Source organism: Protofrankia sp. BMG5.30 (genome assembly GCF_001983005.1).
Lineage (GTDB): Bacteria > Actinomycetota > Actinomycetes > Frankiales > Frankiaceae > Protofrankia > Protofrankia coriariae.
Genome location: NZ_MOME01000049.1, coordinates 20260 through 45105, shown reverse-complemented (window position 1 = coordinate 45105; position 24846 = coordinate 20260). Strand labels below are relative to the sequence as shown.

Here is a 24846-nt window from a genome sequence, read left to right as displayed (position 1 = left end):
GTGAACGTATCGGGCCACAGCACTAGCGCATCATCTGGTCTTATTTCCGGTCTCAGTTGCAAAGGCGTTGGAGTTGCGGTTGGCGTGGGGTTGGTGTCGGTGAGTGTTCGGTGCGGTCGGTACGCGCTTGGGGTTGGTCATACTTCTGGCTATGGCGATGTTGCCGTTGGGTGAGGTCAAGGCCCGCCTGTTCGAACTGGTCGGTCGCGTGCACGATCACCATGAGCGGGTGACCGTCACCGTGCACGGGCGCCCCTCCGCGATCCTGGTCGCGGTGGAGGATCTGGAACGGCTTGAGGAGACGCTTGCGATCCTCAGCGACCCGCTGACGATGCGTCAGCTCGCGGAGTCGGATGCCGAACTTGCGCGTGGTGAGATCGTGACGGCGGAGGAGCTGGCCGAGGACATGCGGCGCCTGTTCGGCACCGCGTGACCGGTGCTGTCGGTCGCTACGTCCTCCAGATGTCCCCAGCGGATCGCCGCGCGCTGGGCGAGGGTCTTCCTCAGGCTGTCGCCGCGGCGGTCTACGAACTGATCACCGGGCCGCTTCTGGAGGCGCCCTACCCGGGTGGGTAAGCCGCTCATGCCGCCGCTGGACGACCGGTTCAGCGCGCGGCGCGGGACCTACCGAGTCATCTACCGGATCGACGACAAAGCGATGACCGTCACGGTCGTCGCCATCGACCCTCGCCGCGACGTCCACCACCGCTGAGCACCGGCGGGAGAAGCCACCCGCGCCATCCGAGCGTGACGGCCGCCCGGAGCGCGTCGACCCGGACTCGCTTTCGCCCATGGCAAAGCCCCGGCGCACGTCCCCGGGACCAGCACAATAGCGCCGATGGCCGCCCCCCCGGGGCGTTCCCTACGGCCACCCGTTCAGTATGTACGAGCTGGGGCGGTCCGGGGCGCAGGTGATCTGCGCGACACACTCCCCGATCCTGGCCGCGACCCCGGATGCGGACATCATCGAGATAGGCGAGCACGGGTTCCGGCGCACTCGGTGGGAGAAGCTGGAACTGGTGGACCACTGGCGGCGCTACCTGGACAACCCGAGCGCCTACCTGCGCCACCTCGTCGACGGCGGTGGCGATGACGGTGGCGATGACGGCTGAGCGCGACATGGACGTCGAACAGGCGGACGAGCGGTTTCGGGAGTGGATGCGCAGCAACCTCGCACGCGTGGCCGAGCATTTCGGGCTCACCGTGGTCGGGCAACCGGCGTGGGGGTGGCGGCTGCGCACGATCGGCGCGTCGGCCAGCGGTCCTGACGGGCCTCGTTGGCTGCGTGTCGTCACAGAGTTCCCAAAGCGGGCATGCGGGGACACCTGATGGGTCCAGCCGATGCCAGCGCTCGATGGTGGCGCAGGCCAGGAGCCGGGTAGTCATCCCGAAAAAGCCATACTCTACTCTTCTGATTTTACTGCCTATGAACTGCCTTCCTGTCACAGAAGCCGGTTTGCTTAATCAGGTTGTGAATGGGATTCATGCTGCTTGATCAGTGTTTTAACCGATCCAGGTGACTCGGAGCACGGTGATGGTGATCCATCGGTCTTCGATGCTGTATGTCAGCAGCCCGTACCCGAAGACCGCCCGCCACAGTTCGGTGCGCTTGTTATAGGTGTCCTGACGGCGCGGGTCGTTGACCAGCCGCTATGCGTCGACGGTCCGCGAGAGCGCCGGCTTCGATCTCTGGGTTGGCGGTGAGCACCGCCTGCCCCCACCACTTGTCGATCACCGCGTTCACAGGGTCGAGGTTGAGGGTGTTGTCCGCCTCCGCCAGYGCGATCCGCAGTTCCGCCACGAACATGTCGCGATCGTCTGGACGGAGCGCGTCGCGGATCGCGGGCCCGTTCTTCTCAACGCGGTTGCGGACCCCGTAGATCGGGATGGTGTCGGCCATGCGATCCATTGTCCCAGCCCATGGGTGGAGCAACGGGGAGGAGAAGCGGTCGCCCGTGTGATCCGCCGTTCTCGTAGACAGGGCAGGTCAACAGAACGGTTGCCGCCCGCCGGCCTCGGTGCGGAATGCGACCGACCTCGTCACAACCCAGACAGAGACCTTCGCCAAGGGCTGGGCCACCGGCGGCGGGTAGGTGGGATGATCGCTTGGGTGCGCTACTCGTTGACGACGTCGGCGGCGGTGGCAGCGGTGACCGCGCGGCGCAGCCAGAGTTTCAACTGGGCCTGCTCGGTGCAGGCCAGGATCTTCTCGCGCACAGCCTCGGGCACTGGCACGCCGCGCGTGTCGAGCACGGTCAGGACCGCATCCCCATCCCGCCGGGCGGCGATGTTGCGGAACAGTTCGCTGCGGTACTCGTAATCGGCGGTGGTGGTCATGAAAGCCTCCCGACGGGCCCGGGCCGCTCCGGGCAGCCCGGCCAGTACAACGTCATAGTACAAGATCTCTTTCTTCGGGCCCACGGAACGCAACGCCTCCAACAGCGCCGGGAACGCCGTGTCCACCTCGGGGCTACCGCCGTGGCAGAGCGCGGAGAGCACCACCAGCGCCGGGTTCGCCCGGGCCCGCTCCACGTCCACCACCAGCGGCACGTCACCCGGCGTAAAGATCAACGGCTGGAGCAGCAGGCCGCTCGGCCCGTCCGAGGGGAGCAGGCGCCGGTACCAGCGGGCTGTCGCCGGGCCGGGGCAGAAGATCACGAGCGCCGTGTCGACGTCCAGCTCGGCTTCCAGCTGGGCTACGTACAGCTTCCAGGTCCGCTGTTTGGCGAGGTCCCGGCCGCGTTGGACCTCCAGCACGGCAGCCAGTAGCGGYCGGTCCATCGGATCACAGAACAGCACCATGCCGTCGGCGTGGTAGGTGCGCGGGACCATGACGTGGACGTCGGTGGCCTCCGTGCGGGCGTGATGGTATTAGGGCATCTTTACGTTGAACACGGTGGCCAACAGCCAGGCCATCAGGTCCGGGTCGAGCTTGGTCAGGGCGACCGGGGATTCGTGTTCGGCAGAGGGCATGGAAGCACGGTATGCACCGAATCTGCATACATCGGGCCTTGTCCGTACTGAAGCCGGTATCGGCAAACAACAAGGCCACTGTTCCGGCGGCTGTGGCTGTGGCTGCCGAACGATGTGAATTCGGTGTCGCGGCCACAACCCTGGATTCACATCGTTTGTCGTGCCGCCCAGGAAATCCTGGAGACACCGGCCCATTCGAKGCGGTTTACGGACGTCATGGATCGGGATGGTGCCCGCCACGCGCTCCAGCGTCCCCGTCGATCTGCCGACCCGTCGACCCCACCGACCTGCCGACAGCGGACCGGTCCCGGAGCCCGGCAGCGTCAGGGCGGGGAGAAGATGTCGCTGACTGTGATGGTAAGGGTTTCGGGTGGCGAGTTCCGGATCTCCTCACGGGCGCAGGCGGCGCCAGCTCACCCGGGGCGGCGCGGCCGGCGCCGGTATGGAAGATCGACCGCCGTCCGGCGGCGAAGCGGTGCAGCAGGGCGGTCTTGCCGACTCTGCGCCGTCCCCAGACCACCGCCGGCCGTGGGTCGGTCGAGGCCCACCAGCGTTCCAGCGCGGCAAGCTCTTCGGTGCGATTGACGAACGCCATCCGCCCCTACCTACATCACCTGTAACTTACATCGGACGTAACTTACATCGGACGTAAGTAGCCTGCCGGCAGGCTGTGGATACCCCACGCTGGTGAGGCGATGCTCACGAGTGGCTCAGGTGGTCTTGAGCCCTAGGACGCCGGCCGCCTGGGGATCGCTGTCGGCGAGGAAGTCGCGGCAGCGGGTGGCCTCCTCGGTCTCGCCGATCGCGGTGGCCGCGCGGGCCAGTGCCGCGATCGCCCGCAGGAAGCCCTGGTTGGGCTCGTGGGACCACGGGATCGGCCCGTGCCCGCGCCAGCCCGCGCGGCGTAGCTGATCGAGACCGCGGTGGTACCCCGTCCTGGCATAGGCGTAGCTGGTTACCGGTCTGCCGGCGTCGAGAGAGCGTTCGGCCAGGGTTGCCCAGGCGAGACTGGAGTCGGGAAAGCGGCTGGCAACGGTCTCCGGATCTTCGCCGGCGCCCAGCGCCTGCGCCGCGGCGGGATCGATGGTGAGCCTGGCCGGTGGTGGGCCACCGAGCAGATCCGGTCGTCCGGGCGAGGTTGTCATGGGGCTCATCCTGCCGGATCCGATCGGCCGCGCATCCAACTGGGGGAGGGAAATCCGTCAGATGATGAACCCACCGGGAGGGGGTGAACCGGTAGGTCCATCACTTGATCGGGGTACGAGGCGGGTAGGTCACCCGGCCGCGACCCGGCGGCAAAGGAACGGCGTTGAACGTTCCGTAGCCTTTGGCCGTAAAAGCCTTTGGCCGCAAAGTTTCAAGCTACAAAATGGCGCAAAAGGTACACCCGGTATGCTACAGGACGGCCGGGTCGGTGACGGTGACGTCCCAGAGGTTCTTGCCGACCACACCGGTGCTGCCGTCGTCCACCCGGGTCAGATACGAGTAGAGCGATGCCAGGCCCTGGGACTCCTGYCCGAAGCGTCCGTCCACCTGGAGGATGAACTTCTTCTGGCGCATCTCGCTCTGCCAGACGTAGGCGTCGGGGCGGACCTCGCAGGCCAGYGCGGTGGACAGTGCCGTCCCGGTGAAGTCCTCCGAGTTCAACAGGGATTTGGCGCGTTCCAGTGTCATCGCCGGCTGCACCGGAGTGATCGCGCGCTGTATCGGGCTGCTGGGAGCGGGGGCGGCGGTGCTGCTGGACGACGACGGTGCCGGGCCGGTGCGGGTCAGGCCCAGCTTGGCCGAGCAGGACGGCCATGGGGACCAGCCGCGGGCGTTGTAGAGCTTGTAGGCGGCCTCGTCCTGGAGCGCCGGCGGTGCGTCGCTGGGCAGACCGGAGTAGCCCAGGCTGTGCCAGGTCTTGGCGTCGAACTGGTAGGCGCCGTAGTAGCCGTTGCCGGTGTTGATCCGGTAGTTGCCACCGGACTCGCACTGGCGGAGTTTGGCGAAGTCGTCAGCGGTCGCCGCACTCGCGGGTGCGGCCGTGACGGCCAGGCCGCTGCTCACGAGTGCCGTTACGGCACCGGTGGTACGCAGAACCTTCATGACGGTGGAGGGAGGTTGCGGGGCGCGGTGCCTGCCACCAGACGGCATGTGGGTCGGTCCTTCCCGTCGCCTACGAGGTGAGCTGTCGGGTGYGGGCGGGAATCAAGCCCGGCCGGCGACGCCGAGAGACGCTGCCGGCTTTACCCCAAGGACTCCGTGAGAGGACGTCCGGATGGTGGTTCCCCCGATCCTGTCCTTGTGGCTCCGCGGTAGCTCGGGCCGTACCGAACGGGGACAGGACTCGGCGTCCGTCCGGGCGGCCTCACCGATCCGGCGAGTGGGGAGGACTCTAGCGAGTCTGGTTCTATCGAAGCAAATCGGGGTGTCGGATGAACTACACCCACGTGACCGCTATCACCCGAATGGGCTAAGCACCGTGAATGTGTCACCGTACCTGACGGTGCGACCCAGCTTCGCTGCGGGGTCACCTTCTCTGGATTCTGTGACTTATGGTGACGGGTAAAGCTTCTTGCGTATCGATAATGTGCTTATTGTCACTTCTGGAGCACACCGGGGAGCGGGATCGTCCGGGTCGGTTCCCGACCCTGCGGGATCGGCTCCCAGGCCGGCCGGATCCGGGGTTCTCCCGGATGCGGCCGGAGGCCTGACACGAGAAGAGATCATGGCTGTGCTGTCCGTGGTGCTCCAGCCCGATCCGTCGGATGTCCAGCCACGGGTGGGCCGCCTGTTTTCGGGCCGTGCGGGCCGCCGGTGGGCGGTGCCGGCCGCGTCGAGGGCCGTTCGACTGCCGGGTTGTTCAGCCGGTCGTTCAGCCGAAGGTGGCGGCCCGGGTTCGTGGGCCGCAGATGCCGTCCACCTGCAGGCCCCGCGAGCCCTGCAGGAGGGTGGCGGCGAAGGCGGACTGGGGGCCRTAGCGGCCGTCGATCCTGATCCGGTAGCCGAGCCTGTTCATCTGGCGCTGCCAGGTTCGTACGTCCGAGCGCACCTGGTAGATCAGTCCGGTGGTGAACAGCGTGTTGTCCGCGAGACGCTGCGCGCTCTGACTCACCACCCAGCGCTGGGTCCCGGTCGACCCGGTCGACCCACCCGCGCTCACCGAGCCGCTGCCGGACGAACTGGCCCCGGACGAACTGGCCCCGGACGAACCGGCCCCGGACGAACTGGCGCCTGCCGCCAGCTGGTCGGCGCCCATCCCCTGGCCGCAGATCGGCCACTGGCCGAAGCCGGACCGGTTGGCCAGTCTCAGCGCGGCCTCGTCCTGGGTGGCGGGCGAGGCGTTGCTGGGCAGCCCGGTGTAGCCGAGGCTCTGCCAGGTGCTCAGCGAGAACTGGTAGGCACCGTAGTAGCCGTTGCCGGTATTGGTGCTGTAGTTCCCTCCGGACTCGCACTGGCGTAGCTGTGCCCAGGTGGTGGCGGYGCTGGCGGGTTGTGACATCACGATGCTTCCGCTGACCGCCGCGGCCAGGGCGGGAGCGACCACCAGCGCMCGAGCGCCCAGCCGGGTTCGGCCGGTTTCGTGATGTCGATTTCGGGAACGTGCACTGGACATATTGGTTTTATGCCCTTCCCCACGCCTGCGAAGTGAGCTGTCGGGTTCGGGCTGGGACTGCCCGGCCGCATTTGCGGCTTCACCCCGAGGACGCCCGATATCGGCGCCCGGAAGTGGGTCCCCCGTTCCTGCCACAAGTTTGGGTTTTCGTCGGACGAGGGCAGGATTCGGCGTGCCGCCCGACGTGTGTTCGCTGTATCGCGAGCACGGCGCAGACCATAACAACAATTGCTGGGCGCCGAACAAGCGGGGAATCCGCTTCGTGAGGATGCGCACATCGGGCCGACAGCTCTTGCCGGGGCTCGGGAGCGGATGGTAGCGCACGGGTACGCGCGCTTATTGCTTTCATCGTACTTTTATTGCCAGGAAAACTCGGTATCCCGTCGTGGCGGTGACGATCGGAACCAGATTATCCGGGTAGGAACCCGTGTGCGAGCCGGCGGTCTGCGTGCTCCGGGCCAAAGGCCGGGCCCGGCCGGCCGGGCGCACGCGGCGCGGAACACCGTTGATTTCGCTGAAGACACATCGAACGGCAGGACGGTGTGTACCGTACCCGTGATCCGACGATGGTGCGACCTTTCCGGAACCCGCGCCATATGCGGAATGACCGCTGACGGGTGACGGGTGACGGCCACCCGATGCCCGGGGACTGACGCCCACACGCGAACGCTCGCCAGCCGGACGACGAAGCCCGGTCTGGCGAGCGTGTTGTGGAGCCGTCCCGTCCGAGCGGGGTCAGTTGGCGAGGGAGCGTCCCGCGGAACGCAGGTCCTCACACGCCTTCACGACTCGGGCGGCCATGCCGACTTCGGCCGCCTTGCCGTAGCTGCGCGGGTCGTAGTGCTTCTTCACGCCGACCTCGCCGTCCACCTTCAGGACACCGTCGTAGTTCCGGAAGACGTGGTCGACGACCGGCCGGGTGAACGCGTACTGGGTGTCAGTGTCCACATTCATCTTGATCACGCCGTAATCCACCGCTTCACGGATCTCGGACAGGTCGGAACCGCTCCCGCCGTGGAAGACCAGGTCGAGGGGTTTGGCGTCGGCTGGCAGCCCGAGCTTCTGCGCGACATACTGCTGCCCATCACGCAGGATGCTCGGACGGAGTTTCACATTGCCCGGCTTGTATACCCCGTGCACGTTTCCGAAGGTTGCCGCGACCAGGTAGCGGCCCCGTTCCCCGGCGCCGAGGACCTCGACGGTCCGCCACATGTCCTCGGGCGTGCTGTACAGTTTCTCGTCGATCGCGCCGACGATGCCGTCCTCCTCGCCGCCGACGACACCGATCTCCACCTCCAGGACGATTTTCGCCTGGGCCGTGTCCGCCAGCAGCGCGTCGGCGATTTTGAGGTTCTCCTCGATCTCGACCGCGGAGCCGTCCCACATGTGGGACTGGAACAGCGGCTCGCGGCCCTCCCTGAGCACCCGCTCCTTGGAGATCGCGACCAGCGGGCGCAGGTAGGTGTCGAGCTTGCCGGCAGGACAGTGGTCGGTGTGCAGTGCGATGTTGACCGGATACGCCTTGGCGACATGGTGGGCGAACTCGGCCAGGGCCTGCGCGCCGAGCACCATGTTCTTCACCCTGGTGCCGGAGAGAAATTCGGYCCCGCCGGTGGAAATCTGTACGATACCGTCGCTCCCGGCGTCCGCGAAGCCCTTCAGCGCGGCATTCAGGGTTTCACTCGACGTGACGTTGATCGCGGGGTAGGCGAATGCCTCCGTCTTGGCCCGGTCGAGCATCTGGGCGTAGACATCTGGGGTGGCAATGGGCATCGGTCTGGCTCCTGTGGACAGTCGGGGCGCGGCGTGCCCGGTTCGGTGATATTTTACCGATTCGGACGTGTGCCGTGCCGGGAAGTTGCGCGAAGGGTATGACGAACACTCCCCGTCCGGTAGGACGGCCGCAACGGGTGAGTACGGATGGTCTGCCGGGCTTGGTGCACCATGCCGTCGTCCTCACTCTCGGCCTCGTCGAGAGCGGTGTCATCCGTTGGTTTTTGGCTACCCGGTGGCATCGTCCCGCTCGCCGCCGGGGTTGCCCGTGGTCGGCCCGGGCGCGGGCGCGTCGCTCACCGCGCGGGAGCGCATCCAGCGGATCCTCGATCGCGTGGATCTCGTGGCCGCGGCCCGCGTCGATCCGTGCCCGGCAGACGCACCCTGGCGACCGGGGGACCGTCGATCGCGATTTCCGGTGCCATGGCTGGTTATGTTACCGGGAAGCACTCGGCCGCGCCCCGCGCGAATGCGTCGAGAGCCGTCCGTACGACCTGGGCGGTGCCTTCTATCAGCACTTTGGTACTCCGGCCCGTGGCCGTGGCCCGGTTTGTTCCCGACTACGGGCCTTATGCCCCGCCATGCCCTACCGGGATGCCCCGCCACGTGTACCCGCCACATGTCCCTGTCGCGATGCCCTGCCGCATTGCTCCCGCCGTGCCCGAAACGCGCTCCCGTCGCGGCTGGGCGCGTGACGCGACCGAACCGTCCGGTGCCRTCCGCCGGAGCGGGCGAAAAGATGGCCGTCGGGCCGTTCACCGGCGCGGCGGTGGGCGCGCGCCCAGCCCCCGATGGCCCGTTCTGTCTGCTATTCGCTATTGTGAGCGCCGGCTGGACGACCGACGGCGACACGGTAATGACCTTGGTGGCCGATGGTCGGTCCGGTAGGCCCGGATCCATGGGCCGGCGGAGGGGGACATGCGCGGGGGGCCGACCGGACGGAAGGTTCCATGGATCGACATCGCGGGTACGACCACGCCCGCCGGAGGTGGCCTGCCGTCGTACCGGCGGTCGTCCTCGGCGTTCTCGGAACAGCCGTGCTGCTCCTGACACGACTTGCCGCTCCGGCCAGCCCGGCCGGCACGGACGGGTCGGTCGTCGCCGCCCCGGCACTGGCGTCGTCGACGGCCGTGCTCGCGCTCGCCGCCCGGTCRACGGCGCAGCCGACAACCGACCGCGGCACCGTCAGCGGCGTCGTGCGGCTGCGCGCCACCGCTCCCGCGGACACCCGGACCTGGGTGGCGTTCGTCCTGCGAGGGCCCACGACGAACGTTCAGGTGGCGCCCACAGCCCCGTACGAGGCCACCGTGGACACCCGGCTGCTGCCCGACGGCGCCTACACACTGGCCGAGATCGTGTTCCATCCGTCCCAGACCCCCTCGATACGCGCGAGCCAGCTACGGATCGTCAACATGCCGCCGCGGCCGACCGCCACCCAGGTGCCCACCCAGCCGCAGCCCACGGCCGACCTGCCGGCCGTCCCGGCCCCGGTGACGCCGGCGACCCCGGCGACCCCGGCCACGCCACCACCGGCGACATCAGCCGTGCCGGCCCGGGTGGCACCGGTACCGTCCCCGGCGCTCCCGGTCACGCCGGTGACGAGTGCGCCGTCCGACCGGCTTCTGGGTGAGGCGTCCGAAGTGATCGCGCTTACGAACGCCGAGCGGGCGAGAGCGGGCTGCGCGGCGCTCACGACGGATCGCCGGCTGATCACGGCCGCGCAGGCGCACAGCGCTGACATGTCCGCCCACGACTACTTCAGCCACGACAGCCTGGACGGCCGGACGCCCTTCCAGCGCATAACGAAGGCCGGGTACGAGTTCTCCGCCGCGGCGGAGAACATCGCCGCGGGCCAGCGCACACCCGCGGAAGTGGTGCGGGGCTGGATGAACAGCGCCGGGCACCGCGCGAACATCCTGAACTGTTCGTTGAAGCAGATCGGTGTGGGCTATGCCACCGGAGGCCGCTACGGCACCTACTGGACGCAGGATTTCGGGACGCCGTAGGCCGTGCCTGACAGGTGCTGGCCGGTGCCTGACGGGTGCTGGCCGGTGTCCGACGGGTGCTGGCCGATGTGGTCGTCCGGATGCGCTCGGGGTGCTCCAGCGGTTGTCGCGCTCCGCTTCCGGACGGTCGTGCTCGTGGCATCCAGGCGTGGGCCGTGACGGCTGTGACCGTCATCACCGGCTAGTCTGGCTTTCCGGTCACGTCGGGTCGATGTCGAGCCGCTCGAACGACGTATTGACAGCGGAACGTGACGGGATGCGACGCCTATGATGTTGGCTCTTCCAGAGCTGCCAGGAAAGCGATGAGGGGGGACGTGGCTCGCGCGGTCGTTACTGGCGCCGGCGGATTCATCGGGGACGCGGTCGCGCACGAGCTGCGCCGACGCGGTTACCACGTCATACCGGTCGATGTCCGCCGTGGCCCGGGCATTGTCGTGGCGGACGTCACCCGGCCGGCGGATCTGGACAAACTGCTGGTCGGTGCCGATCTTGTCGTGCACGCGGCGGCCGTCGGCACGGGCGGCGGCGGGGAGCTGGGCGCGGTGCGCGCCGGCGTGCGCCGACGTCTGGCACCGCTCACCGACAGTGAGCTACGCTCGGTGACGCTCGGGGGCATCGCCGGACTGCTGGACGCCTGCGAGCGTGCCGATGTCGGCCGCGTGGTGCACCTCTCCTGCGTGAGCGTGCTCGGCGCCTCCTTCCCGGACCTGGTGGACGAGAGCGCGCCGGTCACGGCCACCGGTCTGACGCGCCCGGACGCGCTCGCCGCGGCCGAACGGGCGGCGCTCGCCGCGTCCGCCCGGGGGCTGCCGGTGACGGTGCTGCGGGTCGGCGACGCCTACGGCCCACGGGCCGGCCGGTGGACGCTGTGGCCGCTGCTGCTGCTGCGGGCGGGGCGTTTCGCCCTGGTGGACGGCGGCCGTGGGCTGTTGAGCCCGATCCACGTCGACGATCTGACCACGGCTGTCGTCACCGTCGCCGGTGCCGAGCGGACCGCCGGTGAGATCCTGCACGTCACCGGTGGCGAGCCGGTCACCGCGTCGGACTTCTTCGGCCGGTACGCGCGGATGGCCGGCGTGCCCCTGCCGGGACAGGTGCCGGCGGCGCTGGTACGTGCGCTCGACGCCACCGACCGGCTGCTGGCCGAACGCGGCTGGCTGTCCGGCCGGGTGACCTCGCGGCTGCATCCCCGCGGCTATGTGGATCTCGGACCGCTGACGCTGGCCGAACTGACCCGTACGGGAACCTACTCGATCGCCAGCATCCGAGAGCTGACGGGCTGGCAGCCGCGCGTCGGCCTGGACGAGGGGATGGCCCGCACCGAGGCGCTGCTGCGGGAACGGGGACTGCTCGGCGTCGCGGAGCCCGCCCGCCGTGGCTGATGCGCCGACCCTGACGACCCTGCGTCTGCTCGCGCTTCCGCTGACCKTCTGGAACGCCGGGTTCGTCGCCGAGGAACTTGGGCCGCTGCTGGTGGGCACCCATCTGCACAAGGTGCAGGGGATCACCGTCGACGTCACCGGTGATCCCACCGAGGCGTTACGCCGCGCGCTGCGCCGCCGGGCCAGCGCCGGCCGTGGTGTGATGACCTGGACGATCCGTGGTGACGACTCGGCGGCCATCGGGCTGCTGGCGGTGGACGCGTTCGGCCGGCGCGCGCTGGTGTCGGTGTCCATCGGGCGGCCCTACCGGCGTCACGGCTATGCCACCGAGGTGTTGCGGGCGTTGGCCGGCTGGCTTGAGTTTCGCKGCCCGATCGTGGTTGAGGCCCGGTTGCGCCTGGGCGACCGGACGAGCGAGCGGCTGGCCGTCGCGACCGCGTTCGTGCCCACCAGCGTCATCCTGCCCGACGGCTGGCGGGTCTGGTATCGCCCGCCGCCATTCTGATCATTATTATTCTGATCATTGTGTTGTAATACTGATCGTTTTTGTGTTATCCCTGCTCCGGCCCGCTTTTGCCGGGCCTGGTAGCTGCTGCCTGATCCGGCTGTTTTCGTCACGTAACGCGACCGATCTGGCCCCGGTGTTCACCGCCCGACAGGATGCGGCACCATAAGATGCGATGTCGCGAATCGGGTGGTAAGGCTGGCCGCTCACTTCGCAACTCCGTGTCGGCTGACCGGCCGCGCGTGTCCTGGATKGGGGGCGTACGGCTGGCGCGCAGGCGCTGGGGAGGTTCTCAGAGTGAGCGTGGAAACTCAACGCGAAGCCGCGTTCGCAGGAACCCTGGACGGATCACTGCCCGGGCAGCGTGCCTCGGAGGTCACCTACGACCATTTGATCATTCCGCCGCACTGGCGCCGCTCGGAGGAGTCCGGCCCTGGAGCGCACAACCCGCTGTTCGCGGGCGATCCTGCCGTCAGCCCGCTGAACCCGCCGACGGGCCCGATCACCGGGCCGATCACCGGGCCGATCACCGGTGGCATGACCAGCCCCCTGTTGGTCGGTACCACGGCCCGTGCCTTTGCCAAGCTCGACGACCTGATCCGGCTCAACGCCGACGACCGCGCGGTCATCGACGCCCGCCGCAACGACGCCGAGCAGGCCCTGCGGACGATCTTCCCGCCGCGGTGCGCGCTGCCGCTCGTCGGAGTGGCGACCATCGGCTCCGCGGGCCGCGACACGATGATCCGCCCGGTGGACGAGGTCGACATCATCGTGGTCTTCAGCGCGGCCAACAGCGCCTGGAAGCGCTTCCGCTGGGACTCCCGCGATCTGCTGCTCCGCGTCCGTAACGCGATCGGCGGCGACCGCATCCAGATGATCGGTAGTCGCGGCCAGGCGATGCGCGTCGTCTACAACTGCGCGCCGGACGTTCACCTGGTGCCCGCCTTCGACCATCCGCGGGCGGGCTACGTCATGCCGGACTGTGTCGGCGGCTGGCTGCCGACCCGCCCGGAGCGGCATGCCAGCTGGATGGCGGACGCCGGCCCCCGGGTCGCGTCGGCCGTGCGGCTGCTCAAGGCCTGGAACCGGGTCTACGGCAGCCGGCTGCGCTCCTTCCATCTGGAGGCGCTCGCCGGCAAGGTTCTGATCAATCGTGGGCTGAACACCCGGCAGGGGCTGGCGGCGGTCTTCCGGCACATCGAGAGCAGGGGATTCGCCGCCTACGACCCCGCGGAGGTCGGCGGCGACCTGTCGACCTATCTGCAGCCGCAGGACGTCGACGCGCTGCGGGAGCCGGTGGCCTTCGCCCGTGCCCGTGCCGACGAGGCGGTCGAGGCGGAGCAGGTCGGCCGGCACGAGGAGGCGGTCAACCTCTGGCGTCTGATCTTCGGCCCGGAGTTCCCGACCTTCGGCTGACCAGCCGGCGGCTTTGGCTGGGTAGCGGTCGCCCATCCGAAAGGTCCTGTAAAAACTACTCGTCCGAGGGCTGTGTGAGCATTGTGTTCGTACGGCCGGCGGCTCCATAAAGAGTTCCAACGGCGGCCGCGTCGCTGTCCGCTTCTCGGATGGCGACGTCGGTCGCCGTCGTGGGCTGGTCCGGTGGCAGCTTCGCGAGCCGGCTGGGCCACCAGATTTTCGGGCCGATGTCGATGGCGAGCGCGGGGACGAGAACAGAACGCACCACCAGCGTGTCGAGCAGGACGCCGAAGGCCACCAGGAAGCCGACTTCCGCGAGCTGCACGAGCGGGAGAATGAACAGCGCCGAGAACGTGGCCGCGAGCACGACCCCGGCGGAGGTGATGACGCCGCCGGTGACGGCCAGGCCGTGGCGTACCCCCGGCCGCGTGCCGATTCTCCCGGCTTCTTCCCGGACCCTTGTCATGAGGAAGATGTTGTAGTCGATACCCAGCGCCACCAGGAAGATGAAGCCCAACAACGGCAGGGCGGGATCGGCTCCGGCGAAGTCGAACAGCCAGTCGTAGGCCAGCGCGCTCGCGCCGAGCGCGGCAAGGAAGGACAGCACCACCGTCGCGATCAGGAGCAGCGGGGTCACCACCGACCGCAGCAGCAGCCCGAGAATCACGACCACGATCGCCAGTACGGCCGGAATGACGACTTTCCGGTCGTGCACGGAGGCGGTGCGTACGTCCAGGTTCACCGCCGTGTTYCCGCCGACCAGCGCGTCCGCCGCCGGTATCGCGTGAACGGTGTCCCGAAGCTGTCTGATCGTGTCGAAGGACGCCTTCGTGTCCGGCGGCTGCGAAAGAATGACGAGGAACTGCACCAGCCCCGCGCCGCGGTCGCTTTCCACGACGGTCGCGACCGCGGGATTTTTCGCAATGGCCGCGTGTACCTCGTCCGCCCTGGTGGCGTTCGCGACAATGTATGTCGGTGCGGTGGTACCGGCCGGGAAGCTGCGTTGCACGATTTCCTGGCCGGTGACCGAGTCCATCGGTCTGGTGAATCCCTGGTCCTGACGCAGGCCGGTGTTCAGATGTGTGGTCGCGAGCGCGAGCCCGGCCAGCACCAGGACGGTGGCGATCCAGATCGTGCGCGGCCGGGCGGCAATCGTCGCACCGATCCGTGACCAGGTCCCGGACTCCTCCCGCGTCTGCGCGCCGTAGCTGGGGATGAACGGCCAGAACAGCCTCCGTCCGCACACGACCAGCGCCGCCGGCAGCAGCGTCATCATGGTCACCAGCGCCACGGCGATACCGATCGCGCTGACCGGGCCGAGGCCACGGTTGGAGTTCAGCTCGCCCAGTAGCAGGCAGAGCATGCTGATGATGACCGTGGCGGCTGAGGCGACGATCGCCGGTCCGGCCCGGTGGATCGCGACCCGCATCGCCGCGTGCGCATCGACGTGACGGGTCAGCTCCTCGCGGTAACKGGCGATGAGAAGCAGTGCGTAGTCGGTGCCGGCGCCGAAGACGAGTACCCGCAGAATGCCCGCGCTCTGCCCGTTGACGGTCAGCCCCGCGTGCTCGGCCGCGAGATAGACCAGAGCGGTGGCGGTCTGGTCGGCGATAGCGACCGTCAGTAGCGGGATCAGCCACAGGATGGGGCTCCGATAGACGAGCAGAAGAATGACCGCCACGACTCCCGCGGTGACGAACAGCAGCCTGGTCTCCACTCCGCTGAACACCTCGAAGGTGTCCGTCACCAGCCCGGCCGGCCCGGTCAGCGACGTCTGGAGCCCCGGCGGTGCCGCGTCCCGGGCGATCCGCCGGATTTCCTTGACCTTGTCGGTGAACACCACGACGTCGGCGCTCTGGGCGATACTGGCGGCGAGTAGCAGGGTATTTCCCCGTGGTGAGGAAATAGGCATGCTGACCGGGCGTTCGGAGAATTCACCGATCCGGCGGCCGACCTCCTCGACCACTTTCCGATCGGTAGGCGTCAGCTCAGGGTCACGAGAGAAGACGACAATCGCCGGTACRGAGTCCCCGCCCGGCAGGAGTTTCTGGGCCTCGAACAGCCTGGTGGACTCGGCGCGCGAGGGCAGAAAGGACGAGGCGTCGTTCCGCTGCGCGTCGGACAGCCTGAACGCGAGTGGGCTGGCGACAGCCGCGATGACGATCCAGCCAAGGAGAAGCGCCCATTTCAGACGCGGCCCCGCCGACCATGCCACGGCCTGCCAGATCCTGCCCACCGGACCCCCTCCGCGCTGTCCACGACAATCGATCGTCGCAGGTAGGAGGCCTGACACGAAAGCGGTACGGCTGCTCAGGGGCCGCCGGCGCCTTTATGTCTGGTCTATGTCTGGTCCGGGGATGTCTGGTCCGGGCCGGTCGGGTGGGCGGACCAGGCAACGGCGATGTCGGCGGCGACGGTGACGTTGTTACGGACCACGGCGATGTTGGTCTCCAGGCTGGCGCCGGCCGTCTCGCGGTGGAACGTCGCCAGCAGGAACGGGGTGACGGCCTTCCCCCGCAGCCCCCGGCGGGCCGCCTGCGTCAGCGCCTCGTCCAGGACCCGGTCGTGCAGCTCCTGGTCGAGCTGGTCCGCCTCCGGCACCGGGTTGGCGACGACCACGGCCGCGCGCAGGCCCAGCGCCCGCGCGTCCGCCATGACGGTCGCGACGTCGGCGGCGGCATCCACCCGCCAGTCCACGACAAACTCGGTCCGGGACAGGTAGAAGCCCGGAAAGGTACTCGTCCGCCAGCCGAGCAGCGGCACACCGAGGGTTTCCAGCCGTTCGAGGGTCGCGCCGACGTCCAGGATCGACTTCACCCCCGCGCAGACCACGGTTATCGGCGTGCCTGCGAGAGTGACGAGATCGGCGGACTCGTCGGCACTGTCGGCCCAGCCGCGGTGCACCCCACCGAGCCCGCCGGTGGCGAACACGCTGATACCGGCGCGGGCGGCGAGCAGGGACGTGGACGCGACCGTGGTCGCCCCGGTGCGGCCCAGCGCGGAGGCGACCGGCAGATCCCGTACCGACAGTTTCGCCACATTCGGGGTGTTCGCGATTCTGGTGAGTTCGATGGCATCCAGGCCGATGGTGGGCGCTCCGTCGATCATCGCTATGGTCGCCGGTGTCACACCACGGTCGCGGAGCAGGGTTTCCAGATCGGCCGCCACCTCCAGGTTGCGTGGGCGCGGCAGGCCGTGCGCGATCAGCGTCGACTCCAGGGCGACCACGGGCCGCCCCGCCTCCACCGCCGCCCGCACCTCGTCAGCGACCACCAGCTTCAGCACGACCGAGAGTGTATCGCCGATTTCGGATAGCTACCGCGCGGAAAGCGCTGGTGGTTTTCGGCCCTGTGACGGCCCCGTGACGGCCCCGTGAGGGGCCCTTGCCACCCCACGGCTTCCGCGTCTGTAGGTCGAAAACGTCGTCATGACGACGAAAACCACCTACGGGTCGGAGGCCTGTAGGTGGTTTTCGTCGGGGTGGTGACGGTTTTTGCCTACGCTTTCTGGACGGCCAGGCCGTGCTGGTTCGGGGTGACGTCCACGAGGACGTCGTCGCCGTCCCGGATGGTGCCGGCGAGCAGTTCCCGGGCGAGCGGGTCGCCGATCGCGGTCTGGACGAGCCGGCGCAGCGGCCGGGCGCCGAAGACCGGGTCGTAGCCGGCGTCGGCGAGCCAGGAGCGGGCGGCGTCGGTGACCGTCAGGGTGATCCGCCGGTCGGTCAGCCGGGCGCGCAGCAGGTCGAGCTGGAGATCGACGATGCGGGCCAGGTCGTCCTTGTCGAGCTGGTCGAAGATGAGGATGTCGTCGAGCCGGTTGAGGAACTCGGGCTTGAACGCCTCCTGTACCGCGATCATGACCGAGTCGCGCCGCACCTGCGGGGGCAGGGTCGGGTCCGCGATGAACTGGGAACCGAGGTTGGACGTCAGCACCACGATCGTGCTGCGGAAGTCCACGGTGCGCCCCTGCCCGTCGGTGAGGCGTCCGTCATCGAGGACCTGCAGGAGAATGTCGAAGACGTCGGGGTGTGCCTTCTCCACCTCGTCCAGCAGGATCACGCTGTAGGGGCGGCGCCGGATCGCCTCGGTGAGCTGCCCGCCGGACTCGAAGCCGACGTAACCGGGCGGGGCGCCGATGAGCCGGGCCACCGAGTGCTTCTCGGCGTACTCGCTCATGTCGATGCGAACCACCGCGCGTTCGTCGTCGAACAGGAAGTCCGCGAGCGCCTTGGCCAGCTCCGTCTTGCCCACGCCGGTCGGGCCGAGGAACAGGAACGAGCCGGTCGGCCGGTCGGGATCGGAGATGCCCGCGCGGGCCCGGCGCACCGCGTCGGAGACGGCCCGCACCGCGGCGTGCTGGCCGATGACGCGGGCGTGCAGCTCCTCCTCCATGCGCAGCAGCTTGGTGGTCTCCCCCTCCAGCAGCCGGCCGGCGGGAATACCCGTCCAGGACGCGACGACCTCGGCGACGTCGTCGGGGCCGACCTCCTCCTTGAGCATGGCGCTGCCGGGCTCGCCCGCGCCGGGCAGCGCGTCGGTGGCCGCGGCGAGCCGCTTCTCCAGCGTCGGGATCGTGCCGTAGCGCAGCTCACCGGCCTTGGCCAGGTCGAGATCGCGTTCGGCGAGGTCGAGGGCGCGCCGGGCGTTCTCCAGCTCCTCCTTGGCCTTCTGCACCTCGGCGATGGAGCTCTTCTCACGCTGCCAGCGGGCGGTCAGGCTGGACAGCTCCTCCCGCTTCTCGGCGAGCTCGCGCTGCAGCCGCTCACGGCGCTCCTTGGACGCGCTGTCGCTCTCCTTGGACAGCGCCATGTCCTCGATCTCGATGCGCCGGACGGCGCGCTCGAGCTCGTCGATCGCCACCGGCCGGCTGTCGATCTCCATCCGGAGCCGGGACGCGGCCTCGTCCACCAGGTCGATGGCCTTGTCGGGCAGGAACCGCCCGCTGACGTACCGGTCGGACAGGGTGGCGGCGGCGACGAGCGCGGCGTCGGTGATCCGGACACCGTGGTGCACCTCGTAGCGTTCCTTCAGCCCGCGCAGGATGCCGATGGTGTCCTCGGCCGACGGCTCGCCGACCAGCACCGGCTGGAAGCGGCGTTCGAGCGCCGGGTCCTTCTCGATGCGGGTGCGGTACTCGTTCAGGGTGGTGGCGCCGATCATGCGCAGCTCGCCGCGGGCGAGCATGGGCTTGAGCATGTTGCCGGCGTCCATGGCGCCTTCGGCGGCGCCCGCGCCGACGACCGTGTGCAGCTCGTCGATGAAGGTGATCAGCCGGCCCTCGGCGGAGCGGATCTCGTTGAGGACGGCTCGCAGCCGCTCCTCGAACTCGCCCCGCAGCTTCGACCCGGCCACCATCGAACCGAGGTCGAGCGAGACGATGCGCCGGCCGCGCAGGGACTCCGGCACGTCACCGGCGACGACCCGCAGCGCGAGCCCCTCGACGATCGCGGTCTTGCCGACGCCGGGTTCGCCGATGAGGACCGGGTTGTTCTTCGTCCGCCGGGACAGGACCTGCACGACACGGCGGATCTCGGCGTCGCGTCCGATGACCGGGTCGAGCTTGCCGGCGCGGGCCTGCTCGGTGAGGTCCACGGAGTACTTGTCCAGCGCGCGGTAGGAGCCCTCGGGATCGCGGCTGGTCACCCGGTGAACGCCGCCGCGCACGGTGTCGAACGCGCCGCGCAGGGCCTCCGAGCTCGCCCCGAACTCGGTGAGCACCCGGGACGCCTCGCCGCCCTCCTCCGCGAGCGCGACCAGCAGGTGCTCGACCGAGGTGTACTCGTCGCCGAGCCGGTTCGCCTGCCGTTCGGCGTTGTCCAGGACGGTGATGAGCTGCCGGGACAGCTGCGGCGGGGCAACGGACGCGCCGGTCGCGTGCGGCAGCCGGCTGACCGCCGCCTCGGCGCGGGCGCGCACCTGGGCGACAGGCGCGTCGACGGCCTCGAGCAGGTCCACCGCGACCCCGCCGGTCTGGCTCAGGACGGCGACCAGCAGGTGCAGGGGGTCGACGAGCGGTGAGCCGTCACCGGTGGCGCGGCTGACGGCGGAGGACAGGGCTTCCTGCGAGCGAGCGGTGAGGCGGTCAGCGTTCATCGGAATCCTAAGATGATCGTTTTGGTCGTACCATCTTCATAACGCTCAGGATAGTTGAGTCATTCCCGCTTAAGTTTGCGTGATGCGAAGCTTCGCGACGCGGCGTTCCCAGGCGTTGCTGCCTCCTGGAGCCCGCTGGTGACAGGGCCGTCGAGCGCGGGGCGTGGCAACCGGCTGCCCCACGCTCGACGGCCCTGGCCCTGGCCCTGGCTCGGGCCCACGCCGTCCGCGTCGTTTGCTCCGGCCGCTCCCGCTCACCACTCGGCGGCCTCGCCGCGGATCGTCGACGGCGCGCCGTTCGGTGAAACCGATAGCCGACGAAGAACCGGTGCTCGACGAAGGAGGACGAAGGAATCAGTACCCGACGAGCCGGCGCTCATGGCTGCCGACCTGGTCCAGGGCGTGTCTGACGGATGTTCGATCGCGTGGGCGGCGCCCAGATGGCCACCTCCCGCGTTGTCGTCGTCGCCCATAGCCTCCGCTATGAGCTCCTCCTCCGCCTCGGAGGAGGCCATCTGGATCGCCGCCCGCATCGAGCAAGATCCACAGGAAGCACCCTAGCGGCGGGAGCCGGGCCGCCAGACCACTATTGCGCTGCGGTCGACGGGCACCAGGTCGCGCCGGTGGCTGCGATGCGCCTCGGCGACCCGGCGCTCGGCTTCGGCGCGGACCGCCGCCAACTCCTCGGTCAGCTGCCGGACCTGCGCCTGCAACATCATTACCTGGCCGCCCAGCTCCAGGATCCGTCGGATGCCCTGGAGGTTGACGCCCTCCTCCTGGGACAGCCGCTGCACCTCGCGCAGCAGCGCGACGTCCCGCACGGAGTACCGTCGCCCGCGTCCGGACGTGCGGCCGGGAGTGACCAGGCCGAGACGGTCGTAGGCTCGCAGCGTCTGGGGGTGCATGCCGGCGAGCTGCGCGGCAATGGAGATCACGTATACGGGTGTGTCGTCGTCGTGGGCGGGGCTCGGGCGGGGCGCCGACGGCGTCCCGGGCGAGCCGGCCGGGACGCCCGAGGCCCTCGGTGGCCCCGGGGACGGCGGCGCCGCCGGTGCCGACGCCGGCGGGTCGGCGGTACGGCTCGGTCGTGACTTCATGACCGGCCCTCCATCTGTTCCATCAGTGTTGTGCGGGGATCCTCGGGATGGGCGTGGGCGAACTCCTGCAGCGCCGTCCGCGCCTTCGCGGAGAGATCCGTCGGTTTCGGCACCGTGACGTCGACGGTCACGATGAGATCGCCGTGACCGCCGCCGCTACGCGGCACTCCACGACTACGTACCCGCAGACGACGTCCACTCGACGTGCCGGGCGGGATCTTCACCGTCAGCGGGGCACCGTCGATCGTCGGAACCTTCACCGAGGCGCCCAGGGCGGCCTCCACGAAGGTCACCGGCAGGACGATCGTCAGGTTCTGCCCCTCGCGGTCGAACACCGGATGGGCCAGTACGTGGACGGTGACCTCCAGATCGCCTGCCTGGCCACCGCGTTCACCCGGCGATCCGMGTCCGCGTACCCGCAGCCGCTGGCCGTCGGCGACCCCCGGTGGGATGCGGATCCGCTGTTCGCGTTCGCGCCGGCCGCTGCCCCGGCAGTCCGGGCAGGGCGAATCGATCACCGTTCCCTTGCCGAGGCAGTCCCGACAGGGCTCGGAGAGCGCAAAGCCTCCCTGCGACCGCGACACCACACCCAGCCCCCGGCAGGTCGTGCACGTCCGCGGTGTGGTGCCCGGCCGGGCACCGTTGCCCCCGCAGGTCAGGCAGGTCGCGGCGCCGGGCAGGCGGACCGTCGCCTCCAGACCGGAGAGGGCCTTCTCGAACGAGATCGTGACCTCGGCCGTGATGTCGGCGCCACGGCGTGGCCCACGGCCGCCCGGTGACCGCTGGAACAGGTTGTCGAACAGCCCGCCCAGCCCGCCCGGGGCCGTGCCGGCGCCCGCCCCGCCCAGCAGGTCGTCGAGGTTGAACGCGGTGGATCCGCCATGGTAACCGGGCCCACCGGGCCCGAACCCGCCCGGCTGGAAGCCGTAACCGCCGGCCTGGCCGCCGGGGACACCACCCGCGGCGAACAGCGCCCGGGCCTCGTCGTACTCCCGCCGCCGGGACTCGTCCGAGAGCACGTCGTACGCCTCGGAGACCTCCTTGAACCGGGCCTCCGCCTTGGGGTCGCCGGGGTTCTTGTCCGGGTGCAGCTCAAGCGCGAGGCGGCGGTACGCCTTCTTGATGTCGGCTGCCGAAGCGTCCTTGGGCACGCCGAGAGCGGCGTAGTAGTCCTTTTCGACCATGTCGCGAACACTCACGGCGCCCCTCCTTCCGTCATCATGTCGTCTACCGACGCCCGATGTGGATGCTGTTCAGCAAGAACCGCGATGGCATTGACTACTCGGCGGCTACTCGGCGGCTTCTGCCGAGCCGCCGCCGGCTTCCGGCGCGGCCCCGGCGGCCGTGCCGCCGTCGGCGCCCTGACCGGCGTCGGGGTCTTCCGCCGCCGGTTCGGCGACCGCGACCTGCGCCGGCCGCAGCACGCGGCCAGCGTGCCGGTAGCCGGCCCGGAAGATGTCCACGCAGGTCGGCCTGGTCACCTCGGCCGAGTAGGTGTGCATGAGCGCATCGTGGACGAGCGGGTCGAACTCGTCCCCGCGGGCGCCGAACCGCTCGAGCCCGGCGGTCTCAAGGGTGGCTTCCAGCGACTCCGCCACCGCCTTGAACGGGCCCTCCAGATCGCCGTGGTCGCGGGCGCGGCCGATGTCGTCGAGGGTCGGCAGCAGCGCCAGGAGCAGCCTGCCGGCTGCCTGCTCGGCCAGGGCCTGCCGGTCACGCTCGACACGACGCCGGTAGTTGTCGAATTCGGCCTTGAGGCGTTGCAGGTCACTGGTGCGCTCAGTGACCTGCTGGCGTAGCGACGCCACCTGGTCGGCCTCTCCGGCCGGCGGCACCCCGGCCGGAGACGTGACGGTGTCCCCGGCCGGGGAGGCGGTCTGCGTTCGCGCGGCCTCCACCCGGACCTGCCCGCTCTGTGGGTCTATGCGGCGCTTGTCCCGGACGATCACTGGCTCGTCCGGCGCGGGGGCGCTCTGCGTCCAGTCGTTGGGGGCCGAGGTCACTTCTTGTCCTCCTCGTCCACTATCTCGGCGTCCACCACGTCGTCGTCCGCGCTCGCGCCGGCGGCGCCGCCGGGGTTGCCGGCCGAGCCCTGCGCGTCCGCGTAGAGCGACTGGCCCATGACGGAGCTGGCCTTGGCGAGTTCGGTCGTGGCGTCACGGATGGCCGCGATGTCGGTGCCGCCGACCGCCGCCCGCAGCGCGGACAGCTTCTCCTCCACGTCGGCCTTGACCGCGGCGTCGATCTTGTCGCCGTTTTCGGCCAGGAACCGCTCGGTGGAGTACACCAGGGTCTCGCCCTGGTTGCGGGTCTCGGCCTCCTCGCGGCGCTTGCGGTCCTCCTCGGCGTACTGCTCGGCGTCGCGGACCATCTTGTCGATGTCGTCCTTGGGCAGCGCCGAACCGCCCGTGATGGTCATCGACTGTTCCTTGCCGGTGCCGAGATCCTTGGCCGAGACGTGGACGATGCCGTTGGCGTCGATGTCGAAGGTGACCTCGATCTGCGGGACGCCGCGGGGCGYCGGCGGCAGGCCGGTGAGCTCGAACATACCGAGCTTCTTGTTGTAGGCGGCCATCTCGCGCTCGCCCTGGAAGACCTGGATCTGCACGGAGGGCTGGCTGTCCTCGGCGGTGGTGAAGATTTCCGAGCGCTTGGTCGGGATGGTGGTGTTGCGCTCGATGAGCTTGGTCATGATCCCGCCCTTGGTCTCGATGCCCAGGGACAGCGGGGTGACGTCGAGCAGCAGGACGTCCTTGACCTCACCCTTGAGGACGCCGGCCTGCAGGGAGGCGCCGACGGCGACGACCTCGTCGGGGTTGACGCCCTTGTTCGGCTCCTTGCCGCCGGTGAGCTCGCGGACCAGGTCGACCACGGCCGGCATCCGGGTGGAGCCGCCGACGAGCACGACGTGGTCGATGTCGCTGACCTTGACCCCGGCGTCCTTGACGGCCTGCTGGAAGGGGTGCTTGCAGCGGTCGATGAGGTCCTGGGTCATCCGCTGGAGCTCGGAGCGGGTCAGGGTGATGHCGAGGTGCAGCGGACCCTCGGCCGAGGCGGTGATGTAGGGCAGGTTGATGCTGGTCTGGGTGGACTGCGACAGTTCGATCTTGGCTTTCTCGGCGGCCTCGCGCAGCCGCTGCAGAGCCATCTTGTCCTTGCCCAGGTCGACGCCGTVCTGACCGTTGAAGGTCTTGATCAGATGGTCGGTGATGCGCTGGTCCCAGTCGTCACCGCCGAGGTGGGTGTCCCCGGAGGTCGACTTGACCTCGACAACGCCGTCGCCGATCTCCAGCAGGGACACGTCGAAGGTGCCACCACCGAGGTCGAAGACCAGGATCGTCTGCTCCTTCTCGCCCTTGTCCAGCCCGTAGGCGAGGGCAGCGGCGGTGGGCTCGTTGACGATCCGCAGGACGTTCAGCCCGGCGATGGTGCCAGCTTCGGTGGTGGCCTGGCGCTGCGCGTCGTCGAAGTAGGCGGGCACGGTGATGACCGCGTCGGTCACGGTGTCGCCGAGGTAGGACTCGGCGTCCCGCTTGAGCTTCTGCAGGATGAACGCGCTGATCTGCTGGGGGGTGAAGTCCTTGCTGTCGATCTTTATCTTCCAGTCGGTGCCCATGTGGCGCTTGACCGACCGGATGGTCCGCTCGACGTTGGTGACCGCCTGCCGCTTCGCGACCTCGCCGACCAGAACCTCGCCGTTCTTGGCGAAGGCGACGACGGATGGAGTCGTTCGCGAGCCCTCGGCATTGGCGATCACCGTGGGTTCGCCRCCCTCGAGCACGCTCACGACGGAGTTCGTGGTGCCGAGGTCGATGCCGACCGCTCGTGCCATGTCTGTGCGCCTTTCGAATCAGGATGGATCCGGCTCCACCGGCTCCGTCGGGATGCCGCGTGGGCCGCTCATGTGGTAGTTGAGCCGTGCTGGCTCAGGATCCAACAATAACTCTCCTGCCGTCAAACCTGAGCCTATTCTGCTCATGTTTTTTGCGATGGCCTTTGCGATA

21 protein-coding genes, 1 pseudogene and 2 riboswitches are annotated in these 24846 nt (G+C 69.1%); of the genes and pseudogenes, 8 read left to right on the top strand and 14 right to left on the bottom strand.

Annotation, left to right across the window (positions count from 1 at the left end):
- Positions 1 to 103: 103 nt before the first annotated feature.
- The 4 genes and pseudogenes from BL254_RS21705 to BL254_RS21690 all read left to right on the top strand — a co-directional run bounded on the left by BL254_RS21705 (position 104) and on the right by BL254_RS21690 (position 1329).
- Entirely contained in the window at positions 104 to 433 is a 330-nt protein-coding gene (locus BL254_RS21705; protein ID WP_200902511.1) for a type II toxin-antitoxin system Phd/YefM family antitoxin, read from the top strand.
- Between the two features lie 135 nt (positions 434 to 568).
- Positions 569 to 712 (top strand): type II toxin-antitoxin system RelE/ParE family toxin, encoded by a 144-nt coding sequence (locus BL254_RS27915; RefSeq protein ID WP_200902510.1) that lies wholly within the window; start codon positions 569 to 571, stop codon positions 710 to 712.
- Between the two features lie 169 nt (positions 713 to 881).
- Positions 882 to 1112, top strand: a pseudogene (locus BL254_RS21695) (ABC transporter); the annotation flags it as partial.
- On the top strand, positions 1102 to 1329 hold the full coding sequence (locus BL254_RS21690) for a hypothetical protein (RefSeq protein WP_047224420.1): 228 nt from the start codon (positions 1102 to 1104) through the stop codon (positions 1327 to 1329). The pseudogene BL254_RS21695 and the gene BL254_RS21690, both read left to right, overlap by 11 nt.
- 283 nt (positions 1330 to 1612) lie before the next feature.
- Here the strand turns inward: BL254_RS21690 and BL254_RS21685 are convergent, their stop codons facing one another.
- The 7 genes from BL254_RS21685 to fbaA form a co-directional block, all read right to left on the bottom strand.
- Entirely contained in the window at positions 1613 to 1900 is a 288-nt protein-coding gene (locus BL254_RS21685) for a DUF6247 family protein (protein WP_235433727.1), read from the bottom strand.
- Positions 1901 to 2115: 215 nt separating this feature from the next.
- The gene (locus BL254_RS21680; RefSeq protein ID WP_047224418.1) at positions 2116 to 2832 is read right to left on the bottom strand and encodes a hypothetical protein; all 717 of its coding nucleotides are present in this window, start codon (positions 2830 to 2832) and stop codon (positions 2116 to 2118) included.
- 355 nt (positions 2833 to 3187) lie between these two features.
- On the bottom strand, positions 3188 to 3568 hold the full coding sequence (locus BL254_RS28760; RefSeq protein ID WP_235433726.1) for an ATP-binding protein: 381 nt from the start codon (positions 3566 to 3568) through the stop codon (positions 3188 to 3190).
- 115 nt (positions 3569 to 3683) lie between these two features.
- The gene (locus tag BL254_RS21670) at positions 3684 to 4118 is read right to left on the bottom strand and encodes a DUF3151 domain-containing protein (protein WP_047224417.1); all 435 of its coding nucleotides are present in this window, start codon (positions 4116 to 4118) and stop codon (positions 3684 to 3686) included.
- Positions 4119 to 4368: 250 nt separating this feature from the next.
- The gene (locus tag BL254_RS21665; protein WP_047224416.1) at positions 4369 to 5109 is read right to left on the bottom strand and encodes a transglycosylase family protein; all 741 of its coding nucleotides are present in this window, start codon (positions 5107 to 5109) and stop codon (positions 4369 to 4371) included.
- A gap of 5 nt (positions 5110 to 5114) precedes the next feature.
- Positions 5115 to 5280: riboswitch (cyclic di-AMP (ydaO/yuaA leader) on the bottom strand.
- A 550-nt stretch (positions 5281 to 5830) separates the two neighbouring features.
- Positions 5831 to 6571 (bottom strand): transglycosylase family protein, encoded by a 741-nt coding sequence (locus BL254_RS21660; RefSeq protein ID WP_076844867.1) that lies wholly within the window; start codon positions 6569 to 6571, stop codon positions 5831 to 5833.
- A 7-nt stretch (positions 6572 to 6578) separates the two neighbouring features.
- A riboswitch (cyclic di-AMP (ydaO/yuaA leader) is annotated at positions 6579 to 6734 on the bottom strand.
- Positions 6735 to 7306: 572 nt separating this feature from the next.
- Positions 7307 to 8344 (bottom strand): class II fructose-bisphosphate aldolase, encoded by a 1038-nt coding sequence (gene fbaA / locus BL254_RS21655; protein ID WP_076844865.1) that lies wholly within the window; start codon positions 8342 to 8344, stop codon positions 7307 to 7309.
- Between the two features lie 950 nt (positions 8345 to 9294).
- Between fbaA and BL254_RS28755 the strand changes: the two genes are divergently transcribed.
- The 4 genes from BL254_RS28755 to BL254_RS21635 all read left to right on the top strand — a co-directional run bounded on the left by BL254_RS28755 (position 9295) and on the right by BL254_RS21635 (position 13653).
- A complete protein-coding gene (locus BL254_RS28755; RefSeq protein ID WP_235433725.1) occupies positions 9295 to 10350 on the top strand; it encodes a CAP domain-containing protein in 1056 nt (351 codons plus the stop codon).
- A 314-nt stretch (positions 10351 to 10664) separates the two neighbouring features.
- Positions 10665 to 11732, top strand: coding sequence for an NAD(P)-dependent oxidoreductase (locus BL254_RS21645; protein WP_047224413.1), 1068 nt, complete (start codon positions 10665 to 10667; stop codon positions 11730 to 11732).
- On the top strand, positions 11725 to 12237 hold the full coding sequence (locus tag BL254_RS21640) for a GNAT family N-acetyltransferase (protein ID WP_076844863.1): 513 nt from the start codon (positions 11725 to 11727) through the stop codon (positions 12235 to 12237). The genes BL254_RS21645 and BL254_RS21640 overlap by 8 nt, the downstream gene beginning before the upstream one ends.
- 297 nt (positions 12238 to 12534) lie before the next feature.
- Positions 12535 to 13653 (top strand): SMODS domain-containing nucleotidyltransferase, encoded by a 1119-nt coding sequence (locus BL254_RS21635; protein ID WP_047224411.1) that lies wholly within the window; start codon positions 12535 to 12537, stop codon positions 13651 to 13653.
- Between the two features lie 55 nt (positions 13654 to 13708).
- Here the strand turns inward: BL254_RS21635 and BL254_RS21630 are convergent, their stop codons facing one another.
- The 7 genes from BL254_RS21630 to dnaK all read right to left on the bottom strand — a co-directional run bounded on the left by BL254_RS21630 (position 13709) and on the right by dnaK (position 24674).
- On the bottom strand, positions 13709 to 15889 hold the full coding sequence (locus BL254_RS21630) for an MMPL family transporter (RefSeq protein WP_076844861.1): 2181 nt from the start codon (positions 15887 to 15889) through the stop codon (positions 13709 to 13711).
- 104 nt (positions 15890 to 15993) lie between these two features.
- Positions 15994 to 16938 carry a pseudouridine-5'-phosphate glycosidase gene (locus BL254_RS21625; RefSeq protein ID WP_047224409.1) on the bottom strand — a complete coding sequence of 315 codons (945 nt, stop codon included), beginning with the start codon at positions 16936 to 16938 and terminating at the stop codon, positions 15994 to 15996.
- Positions 16939 to 17150: 212 nt separating this feature from the next.
- Positions 17151 to 19745, bottom strand: coding sequence for an ATP-dependent chaperone ClpB (gene clpB, locus BL254_RS21620; RefSeq protein ID WP_047224408.1), 2595 nt, complete (start codon positions 19743 to 19745; stop codon positions 17151 to 17153).
- Between the two features lie 557 nt (positions 19746 to 20302).
- Entirely contained in the window at positions 20303 to 20842 is a 540-nt protein-coding gene (locus BL254_RS21610; protein ID WP_047224406.1) for a heat shock protein transcriptional repressor HspR, read from the bottom strand.
- Positions 20839 to 22041: a DnaJ C-terminal domain-containing protein gene (locus BL254_RS21605; protein WP_076844859.1), complete on the bottom strand. Its 1203-nt coding sequence runs from the start codon at positions 22039 to 22041 to the stop codon at positions 20839 to 20841. Before BL254_RS21605 ends, BL254_RS21610 begins: the two co-directional genes overlap by 4 nt.
- A 90-nt stretch (positions 22042 to 22131) precedes the next feature.
- On the bottom strand, positions 22132 to 22845 hold the full coding sequence (grpE, locus tag BL254_RS21600) for a nucleotide exchange factor GrpE (RefSeq protein WP_047224404.1): 714 nt from the start codon (positions 22843 to 22845) through the stop codon (positions 22132 to 22134).
- Complete coding sequence (gene dnaK, locus BL254_RS21595; protein WP_076844857.1) at positions 22842 to 24674, bottom strand: molecular chaperone DnaK; 1833 nt, start codon at positions 24672 to 24674, stop codon at positions 22842 to 22844. Before dnaK ends, grpE begins: the two co-directional genes overlap by 4 nt.
- Between the last annotated feature and the right edge of the window lie 172 nt (positions 24675 to 24846).

Coding starts and splice junctions, on each gene's coding strand:
- clpB (WP_047224408.1), bottom strand. CDS start 19,745: ATGAACGCTGACCGCCTCACCGCTCGCTCGCAGGAAGCCCTGTCCTCC.
- BL254_RS21690 (WP_047224420.1), top strand. CDS start 1,102: ATGACGGCTGAGCGCGACATGGACGTCGAACAGGCGGACGAGCGGTTT.
- BL254_RS21610 (WP_047224406.1), bottom strand. CDS start 20,842: ATGAAGTCACGACCGAGCCGTACCGCCGACCCGCCGGCGTCGGCACCG.
- BL254_RS21670 (WP_047224417.1), bottom strand. CDS start 4,118: ATGACAACCTCGCCCGGACGACCGGATCTGCTCGGTGGCCCACCACCG.
- BL254_RS28760 (WP_235433726.1), bottom strand. CDS start 3,568: ATGGCGTTCGTCAATCGCACCGAAGAGCTTGCCGCGCTGGAACGCTGG.